Genomic DNA, 8,653 nt, shown 5'->3' on the forward strand with positions numbered 1-8,653 from the left:
GATATGGAAGTCGCTTAGCTTTATTCCGCCATAGCTCAGTTGGTAGTAGCGCATGACTGTTAATCATGATGTCGTAGGTTCGAGTCCTACTGGCGGAGTAGTTAATTAAAGGAGGTTTTGACCTCTTTTTTGTTATATAATTAATAATCTATCTCGCACCTAATGAAGCGAGATATTTTTCTTGACGATAGAAGTTTCAGACACCATCATTTTCGAGCACTGATAGCACTTAAAACGACGCTCTCTAAGTAGAATTCTGGTAGGCATACCAGTAGTTTCGAGGTAAGGAATCTTAGAATGTTTTTGAAAGTCATATTTCTTCATTTAACTTCCGCAATCAGGGCAAGATGGGGCGTCGTAGTCCAGTTTAGCGATAATTTCCTTATGTGTACCCCTATTGATAATATCCATAATTTAGAAATTAGGGTCTTTAATGTCTAGTAGTTTTGTGATAAAATGTAATTGTTCCATATGAATCTTTCTAATGATGGTTTGGTCGCTTTTCATTATAGATGATATGGGACTTTTTTTCTACAATAAAATAGGCTCCATAATATCCATAGGGGATTTACCCACTACAAATATTATAGAGCCAGAAAAGCTAATCTCGAGAAAGGGCAAATTTCGTCCTTTCTTTTTTTGATGTTTAGAGCGATGAAAATCCGTTTTTTTGAAGTTTTCAAAGTTCCGAAAACCAGAGGCGTTGCGCTTGATAAGTTTGATGGGATTATTAGTGACTTCTAGTTTGGCGTTAGAATAGGCTAGTTTAAGGACATTGACAATTTTCTCGTTATCTTTGAGAAATGTTTTAAAGATAGTTTGAAAAATTTGATACTATGCGTTTTTCTTATTTTAAGATTTTTACCTCAGTCTCTTTTAGTATTTAACGCAGTTAATAAGGTCTTTACAATAGTTTAATTCAGGTAGTAAATTTGTTTCTATTCTGTCAACTTTTCCTATTTTTTATCTTGTTGAGGTTGGTATTTTAACAATTCAGGAATTGTTAATAACTGTTTAAAATTTTTTGTTAGAATAAGTTTATAAAAAAGAAAAGGAGTATATATTTATGCTAAAAAGTATTTATGAGCAGATGGCAGATTTTTATAGAAATATTGAAGAAGAGTATGGTACTGTATTTGGTGATAATTTTGACTGGGAACATTTTCATTTTAAATTTTTGATTTATTATTTAGTTAGATATGGCATTGGGTGTCGTAGGGATTTTATCGTTTACCATTATCGTGTTGCTTATCGTTTGTATCTTGAAAAATTGATAATGAAACAAGGTTTTGTTGCTTGTTGAGACAATATGAGTTAATTTCCGAACAAATTTAACTTTTTGTGGAAAAATAATGATAAATAGCCGGAATTTTTTCTAAAACATTTTTTAATAGTTGGAAATAGCAAATCTTTCTATTGTTTCTTCTTGATAAAAAGGCGATTTTTTCTTATAATAAATTGTAAGATATAATTGCGGGTGAGATTCCTGCCATGTATGTGAGAAAGGAAGAGCCTGAGGGCTCAGACAAGATTATGACTTCAGTTGTTGTTGTAGGTACCCAATGGGGTGATGAAGGTAAAGGGAAGATTACAGACTTCCTTTCAGTGAATGCAGAAGTGATTGCGCGTTACCAAGGTGGTGATAATGCTGGTCACACGATTGTCATTGATGGTAAGAAATTTAAGTTGCACTTGATTCCATCTGGAATTTTCTTCCCTGAAAAAATCTCTGTTATTGGGAATGGTATGGTTGTAAATCCTAAATCTCTTGTAAAAGAGTTGAGCTATCTTCATGAGGAGGGTGTGACAACTGATAACTTGCGTATTTCTGATCGCGCGCATGTCATTTTGCCTTATCATATCGAGTTGGATCGTCTGCAAGAAGAAGCTAAGGGCGACAATAAGATTGGTACTACAATTAAGGGAATTGGTCCAGCTTATATGGACAAGGCTGCTCGTGTTGGGATTCGTATCGCCGATCTTTTGGATAAAGATATTTTCCGTGAGCGTTTAGAACGTAACCTTGCTGAAAAGAATCGTCTTTTTGAAAAATTGTATGACAGTAAAGCGATTGCTTTCGATGATATTTTTGAAGAGTATTACGAATATGGTCAACAAATCAAGAAGTATGTGACAGATACATCTGTTATTTTGAATGATGCGCTTGATAACGGTAAACGTGTGCTTTTTGAAGGTGCACAAGGTGTCATGCTCGATATTGACCAAGGGACCTATCCATTTGTTACGTCATCAAACCCTGTGGCTGGTGGTGTCACCATTGGTTCTGGTGTTGGTCCAAGTAAGATTGATAAGGTTGTAGGTGTATGTAAAGCCTATACGAGTCGTGTAGGAGACGGTCCTTTCCCAACTGAGTTGTTTGATGAAGTGGGAGAACGTATCCGTGAAGTGGGTCATGAATATGGTACAACAACTGGTCGTCCACGTCGTGTGGGTTGGTTTGACTCAGTTGTCATGCGTCATAGCCGTCGTGTTTCTGGTATCACTAACCTTTCATTGAACTCTATCGATGTTTTGAGTGGTTTAGATACAGTGAAAATCTGTGTGGCCTATGATCTTGATGGTCAACGTATTGACTACTATCCAGCTAGTCTTGAGCAATTGAAACGTTGCAAGCCTATCTATGAAGAGTTGCCAGGTTGGTCAGAAGATATTACTGGAGTTCGTAATTTGGAAGATCTTCCTGAGAATGCGCGTAACTATGTTCGTCGTGTGAGTGAATTGGTTGGCGTTCGTATTTCTACTTTCTCAGTGGGTCCTGGTCGTGAACAAACAAATATTTTAGAAAGTGTTTGGTCCTAAGAGATTTTTAAGATTTGTTTAAGATAGGTCGGGTATACTATAGACAGTTACAAGAAGACCTCCTAACTTGTTGTAACAAATATCCTAAACTTTTCTTTTTCATAATAATCTCCCTATAGAGTCACCGCATTTGGTGGCTTTTTTTGTGTTGAGATTCATGATATAATAATAAAATCGATAAGTAGGAAAAGGGAAATTGATGAATTATACAGTTGAAGAAAAAGAAGTCTTCATGAGAGAGGCCTTGAGAGAGGCTGAGATTGCTCTTGAACACGATGAAATTCCAATTGGTTGTGTGATTGTTAAGGACGGAGAAATCATTGGTCGTGGGCATAATGCTCGTGAGAAACTGCAGCGAGCGGTTATGCATGCGGAAATTATGGCCATAGAGCATGCGAACCGGAGTGAGGAGAGCTGGCGCTTGCTGGATTGCACGCTTTTTGTGACCATTGAACCTTGTGTCATGTGTAGTGGGGCGATTGGACTAGCCCGTATTCCAAACGTGGTCTATGGGGCTAAAAACCAGAAATTTGGCGCTGCTGGGAGTTTGTACGATATTTTGACAGATGAGCGTCTCAATCATCGTGTGGAGGTTGAAACGGGAATTTTGGAAGATGAATGCGCAGCTATTATGCAGGACTTTTTTAGAAATAGACGGAAAAAATAATTTTGCTTTTAAAATGAATAGGAATGTGATATAATAAATAGTGGAGCAACAGTTCTGCGTGAAGCGGGTCAGGGGAGGAATCCAGCAGCCCTAAGCGATTTGAATTGTGTGCTCTTTTTTTCGTGCTTTTTCCGAATAAATAAGATAGAATAATCTAGAATAAATGATAATAGAAAAGAGAAGATGATGAAAATTCGTGGTTTTGAATTGGTTTCTAGTTTTACAGATGAGAATTTATTGCCCAAGCGTGAGACAGCGCATGCGGCTGGTTATGACTTAAAGGTTGCTGTGCGTACAGTTATAGCTCCAGGAGAGATTGTCTTGGTTCCGACAGGGGTTAAGGCTTATATGCAGCCGACTGAGGTTCTTTACCTTTATGATCGTTCTTCAAACCCTCGTAAGAAGGGCTTGGTCTTGATTAACTCGGTTGGTGTCATTGATGGGGATTATTATGGAAATCCTGGGAATGAAGGGCATATTTTTGCGCAGATGAAGAATATCACAGACCAAGAAGTGATTCTCGAAGTTGGGGAACGTGTGGTCCAGGCTGTCTTTGCTCCTTTCTTGATTGCAGATGGAGATGAGGCAGATGGCGTACGGACAGGTGGTTTTGGTTCGACAGGGGACTAGGATGAAAATTATCTTTGTACGTCATGGAGAGCCAGATTACCGTGAGTTAGAGGAGCGTTCTTATACGGGATTTGGGATAGATTTGGCACCCTTGTCTGAGAAGGGACGACAGCAAGCTCAGGAACTGAGCACCAATCTTTTACTCCTTTCAGCTGAAATAATCATATCTTCTGCAATCACAAGAGCTTTAGAAACGGCTTCTTATGTGGCTTGTGTTACTGGACTTCCTTTGAGAGTGGAGCCTTTATTACATGAATGGCAGGTTTATGAAAGTGACACAGATAATTTTGAAAAAGCTCGTACTATGTTCCTAGAAAATAAGGGGGAGTTACTTCCTAATAGTCCTATTCAATATGAGACAGCTGAAGAGATGAAGTCTCGTTTTCTAGAATGCATGGCTAAGTATCGAGAACATCAGACTGTGGTAGTTGTTGCTCATCGAATGCTCATGCGCCAGTTTGTACCAAATGAGAAGATTGATTTTTGCCAAGTGATTGAGTGTGAGTTAGAGATATAGAAAGAGGTTTATCATCGCAAAGAAAAAAGCGACATTTGTATGTCAAAATTGTGGGTATAATTCCCCTAAATATCTGGGGCGTTGCCCTAACTGTGGGTCTTGGTCTTCTTTTGTAGAAGAGGTTGAGGTTGCCGAGGTCAAGAATGCGCGTGTGTCCTTGACAGGTGAGAAAACCAAGCCCATGAAACTGGCTGAAGTGACTTCAATCAATGTCAATCGAACCAAGACGGAGATGGAGGAATTTAACCGTGTACTTGGAGGCGGAGTGGTACCGGGAAGTCTTGTTCTTATCGGTGGGGATCCTGGGATTGGGAAATCAACGCTTCTCCTACAAGTCTCAACCCAGCTGTCCCAAGTGGGGACAGTTCTATATGTCAGTGGGGAGGAGTCTGCCCAGCAAATCAAGTTGCGAGCGGAACGCTTGGGAGATATTGATAGCGAGTTTTATCTCTATGCAGAGACCAATATGCAGAGTGTTCGAGCTGAGGTGGAGCGCATCCAACCAGACTTCCTTATTATTGACTCCATTCAGACTATTATGTCTCCTGAGATTTCAGGGGTGCAGGGATCTGTTTCTCAAGTGCGTGAGGTGACGGCTGAACTTATGCAGCTGGCCAAAACTAATAACATTGCCATCTTTATCGTAGGGCATGTGACCAAGGAAGGAACCTTGGCTGGTCCTCGTATGCTAGAGCATATGGTGGATACGGTGCTTTATTTTGAAGGAGAGCGCCACCATACTTTTCGTATTTTGAGAGCGGTTAAAAACCGTTTTGGCTCCACTAATGAGATTGGGATTTTTGAGATGCAGTCGGGTGGCTTGGTTGAAGTCCTCAATCCGAGTCAAGTTTTCCTAGAAGAGCGTTTGGATGGAGCGACTGGCTCATCAATCGTTGTGACCATGGAAGGGACGCGTCCTATTCTTGCAGAAGTGCAGGCCTTGGTAACACCGACCATGTTTGGAAATGCCAAGCGTACGACGACAGGACTTGATTTTAATCGTGCTAGCTTGATTATGGCTGTTTTGGAAAAGCGTGCAGGTCTTCTCTTGCAAAATCAGGACGCCTATCTCAAATCTGCTGGTGGTGTTAAATTGGATGAACCTGCCATTGATTTGGCCGTTGCAGTTGCTATTGCTTCGAGTTACAAGGACAAGCCAACTAATCCTCAGGAATGTTTTGTAGGCGAACTGGGCTTGACTGGAGAGATTCGGCGCGTGAATCGTATCGAGCAGCGCATCAATGAAGCTGCTAAACTGGGCTTTACAAAAATCTATGTACCTAAGAATTCCTTGACAGGAATCACTCCGCCTAAGGAAATTCAGGTTATTGGGGTGACAACGATTCAGGAAGTTTTGAAAAAGGTCTTTGCATAATCCGTGACAAATCCTTTTAAAAATGATAAGATAGGAGAAATATTTGACTATCAAATTTTCGAGGAGGGAATCGTGTCGTATTTTGAACAGTTTATGCAAGCCAATCAGGCTTATGTTGCCCTACATGGGCAGTTAAATCTGCCACTTAAACCCAAAACTAGAGTAGCCATTGTGACCTGTATGGACTCACGTTTGCACGTTGCGCAAGCTCTGGGCTTGGCACTTGGGGATGCTCATATCTTGCGGAATGCAGGTGGTCGAGTGACTGAGGACATGATTCGTTCGCTAGTTATTTCCCAGCAACAAATGGGGACAAGAGAGATTGTGGTATTGCACCATACAGACTGTGGTGCTCAGACCTTTGAAAATGGCCCTTTTCAGGAGTATTTGAAGGAAGAATTGGGTGTCGATGTGTCAGACCAGGACTTCTTGCCCTTCCAAGATATAGAGGAGAGTGTACGCGAGGATATGCAACTCCTTATCGAATCTCCCCTAATACCAGATGATGTGATAATCTCTGGTGCCATTTACGATGTGGATACAGGAAGTATGACAGTCGTAGAATTGTAAAAAATTCATTTAGAAAGAAAGTGTATGAAGAAAAACAGTATTTTATTTATTTTTATCTTATTGCTATGTATTGGTTTGCAGTATGAAACTATCTACTATACGGATGGTTCGATGTCAGCTGCGGAATATGGCCTAATGGGAGTTTCTATCTTTCTAGCTCTCTTTTACATGATTCCGGCTCTTTATTTCCTTTTCCGTATTGGGAAAAAATGGGAATTGCCAAAGAATGCCTTGATTCTGTCTTTATTGGGTGGGATGTTCCTTGCAGGCTGGTTGTCTAGCTTTGCGAATACCTATATCCATGATTTACTGGGCGTTCTTTTCCCAGATAGTGCATTTTTAAATGCCTTTGAAAGTGCTATTGTGGCTCCTTTGGTAGAAGAGCCCTTGAAATTATTGCCACTGGTTTTTGTTTTGGCTTTAATTCCTGTGCGAAAATTAAAATCTTTGTTTTTACTTGGGATTGCTTCTGGTTTGGGATTTCAAATGATTGAAGATATTGGCTACATTCGTACGGATTTGCCAGAGGGCTTTGACTTTACTATTTCGCGAATTTTAGAGCGTATCATCTCAGGAATTGCCTCTCACTGGACTTTTTCAGGTCTAGCTGTAGTAGGTGTTTACTTGCTTTACAGAGCCTATAAAGGGCAGAAGGCTGGCAAGAAACAGGGCCTTATTTTCTTAGGTTTATCCTTGGGAACTCACTTCTTATTTAACTCTCCTTTTGTAGAATTAGAGACAGAGTTGCCTTTAGCGATTCCAGTGGTTACGGCTATTACTCTCTATGGTTTTTATCAGGCTTATCGCTTTGTTGAGAAGAACGATGAGATAATGAACTAGAATATTTTTCAAAAGAATGATGCAAGGGTACAAATATGGTGCCCTTCTTTTATTTTTGATTGAAAAATAGTGTAAAAAGCGCTACAATGGTAGATGGAAAAATCTTGTGAAAAGCACAAGCGATACATATATACCGGAGGAAATCATGTCTTTTTCTGATTTAAAGCTGTTTGCCCTTTCTTCTAATAAAGAATTGGCAGAACGTGTGGCGCAGGAGATTGGGATAGAGTTGGGGAAATCAAGTGTTCGCCAATTTTCAGATGGAGAGATTCAGGTCAACATCGAAGAATCAATCCGTGGGAAACACGTCTTTATCCTACAATCAACTAGTTCGCCTGTAAATGACAATCTGCTTGAAATTTTGATTATGGTGGATGCTTTGAAGCGTGCGAGTGCAGAATCTGTCAATGTTGTCATGCCTTACTATGGGTATGCACGTCAGGATAGAAAGGCGAGAGCGCGTGAGCCAATCACTTCAAAACTTGTTGCAAATATGCTTGAAGTAGCTGGGGTAGATCGTTTATTGACCATCGACTTGCATGCTGCGCAGATTCAAGGATTCTTTGATATTCCTGTGGATCACTTGATGGGTGCTCCTCTGATTGCGGATTATTTTGAGCGTCGCGGCATGGTTGGCTCTGACTATGTGGTTGTCAGCCCAGACCATGGAGGGGTGACTCGTGCTCGAAAGTTGGCAGAATTTTTGAAAACATCTATCGCTATTATTGATAAACGTCGTAGCGTTGATAAGATGAATACTAGTGAAGTCATGAACATCATCGGTAAGGTCGAAGGCAAGACTTGTATCTTGATTGATGATATGATTGATACCGCTGGAACGATTTGTCATGCGGCAGATGCTCTTGCGGAAGCTGGTGCTGTTGAAGTCTATGCAAGCTGTACGCACCCAGTTCTTTCTGGTCCTGCTATGGACAATATCCAAAAATCAGCTATCAAGAAATTGGTTGTTTTGGATACCATCTATCTGCCAGAAGAGCGTTTGATTGATAAGATTGAACAGATTTCGATTGCTCATCTACTAGGAGATGCTATTGTACGTATCCATGAAAAACGCCCACTCTCTCCACTTTTCAGTATTGAGAAAAAGATTTAATGACCAAGCCTGAGATAATTCTCAGGTTTTTTCGTCTCTTTTGCGAATAAATAAATAGAAGCAGTGAATCTAGTAAACCTAGATTTAATACTCTTCGAAAATCAAATTCAAACCACGTCA

The 8,653-nt window shown here is 40.2% G+C and carries 9 protein-coding genes, 1 tRNA gene, 1 other RNA gene and 2 pseudogenes; 11 read left to right on the top strand and 2 right to left on the bottom strand.

Annotated elements, in window-relative coordinates; translation table 11 throughout:
• Nucleotides 1-24: 24 nt before the first annotated feature.
• Nucleotides 25-98, top strand: a tRNA-Asn gene (locus HT721_RS09570).
• 76 nt (nt 99-174) lie between these two features.
• On the opposite strand, the pseudogene HT721_RS09575 reads toward HT721_RS09570, so the two are convergent.
• Together HT721_RS09575 and HT721_RS09580 are read right to left on the bottom strand one after the other, a co-directional pair.
• Nucleotides 175-411: pseudogene (locus tag HT721_RS09575) on the bottom strand (transposase family protein); the annotation flags it as partial.
• A gap of 173 nt (nt 412-584) precedes the next feature.
• Nucleotides 585-828: pseudogene (locus HT721_RS09580) on the bottom strand (transposase); the annotation flags it as partial.
• A gap of 238 nt (nt 829-1,066) precedes the next feature.
• On the opposite strand from HT721_RS09580, the gene comW reads away from it, so the two are divergent.
• The 10 genes from comW to HT721_RS09630 all read left to right on the top strand — a co-directional run bounded on the left by comW (nt 1,067) and on the right by HT721_RS09630 (nt 8,533).
• The gene (gene comW / locus HT721_RS09585; protein WP_173213476.1) at nt 1,067-1,303 is read left to right on the top strand and encodes a sigma(X)-activator ComW; all 237 of its coding nucleotides are present in this window, start codon (nt 1,067-1,069) and stop codon (nt 1,301-1,303) included.
• 230 nt (nt 1,304-1,533) lie between these two features.
• Nucleotides 1,534-2,820: an adenylosuccinate synthase gene (locus HT721_RS09590; protein WP_173213477.1), complete on the top strand. Its 1,287-nt coding sequence runs from the start codon at nt 1,534-1,536 to the stop codon at nt 2,818-2,820.
• 199 nt (nt 2,821-3,019) lie between these two features.
• On the top strand, nt 3,020-3,487 hold the full coding sequence (tadA, locus tag HT721_RS09595) for a tRNA adenosine(34) deaminase TadA (protein WP_173213475.1): 468 nt from the start codon (nt 3,020-3,022) through the stop codon (nt 3,485-3,487).
• Between the two features lie 32 nt (nt 3,488-3,519).
• Nucleotides 3,520-3,617, top strand: an RNA gene (ffs, locus tag HT721_RS09600) — signal recognition particle sRNA small type.
• Between the two features lie 56 nt (nt 3,618-3,673).
• On the top strand, nt 3,674-4,117 hold the full coding sequence (locus tag HT721_RS09605) for a dUTP diphosphatase (RefSeq protein ID WP_173213474.1): 444 nt from the start codon (nt 3,674-3,676) through the stop codon (nt 4,115-4,117).
• Nucleotides 4,077-4,634, top strand: coding sequence for a histidine phosphatase family protein (locus tag HT721_RS09610; protein WP_173213473.1), 558 nt, complete (start codon nt 4,077-4,079; stop codon nt 4,632-4,634). Before HT721_RS09605 ends, HT721_RS09610 begins: the two co-directional genes overlap by 41 nt.
• A gap of 10 nt (nt 4,635-4,644) precedes the next feature.
• Nucleotides 4,645-6,009: a DNA repair protein RadA gene (radA, locus tag HT721_RS09615; RefSeq protein ID WP_135783528.1), complete on the top strand. Its 1,365-nt coding sequence runs from the start codon at nt 4,645-4,647 to the stop codon at nt 6,007-6,009.
• Between the two features lie 72 nt (nt 6,010-6,081).
• Nucleotides 6,082-6,579 carry a carbonic anhydrase gene (locus tag HT721_RS09620; protein ID WP_004237611.1) on the top strand — a complete coding sequence of 166 codons (498 nt, stop codon included), beginning with the start codon at nt 6,082-6,084 and terminating at the stop codon, nt 6,577-6,579.
• A gap of 24 nt (nt 6,580-6,603) precedes the next feature.
• A complete protein-coding gene (locus HT721_RS09625; protein ID WP_173213472.1) occupies nt 6,604-7,419 on the top strand; it encodes a PrsW family glutamic-type intramembrane protease in 816 nt (271 codons plus the stop codon).
• 145 nt (nt 7,420-7,564) lie between these two features.
• Nucleotides 7,565-8,533: a ribose-phosphate diphosphokinase gene (locus tag HT721_RS09630; protein WP_000010158.1), complete on the top strand. Its 969-nt coding sequence runs from the start codon at nt 7,565-7,567 to the stop codon at nt 8,531-8,533.
• The last annotated feature ends 120 nt before the right edge of the window (nt 8,534-8,653 follow it).

The sequence above is a fragment of the Streptococcus sp. 4094 genome (assembly GCF_013277125.1).
Taxonomy (GTDB): domain Bacteria; phylum Bacillota; class Bacilli; order Lactobacillales; family Streptococcaceae; genus Streptococcus.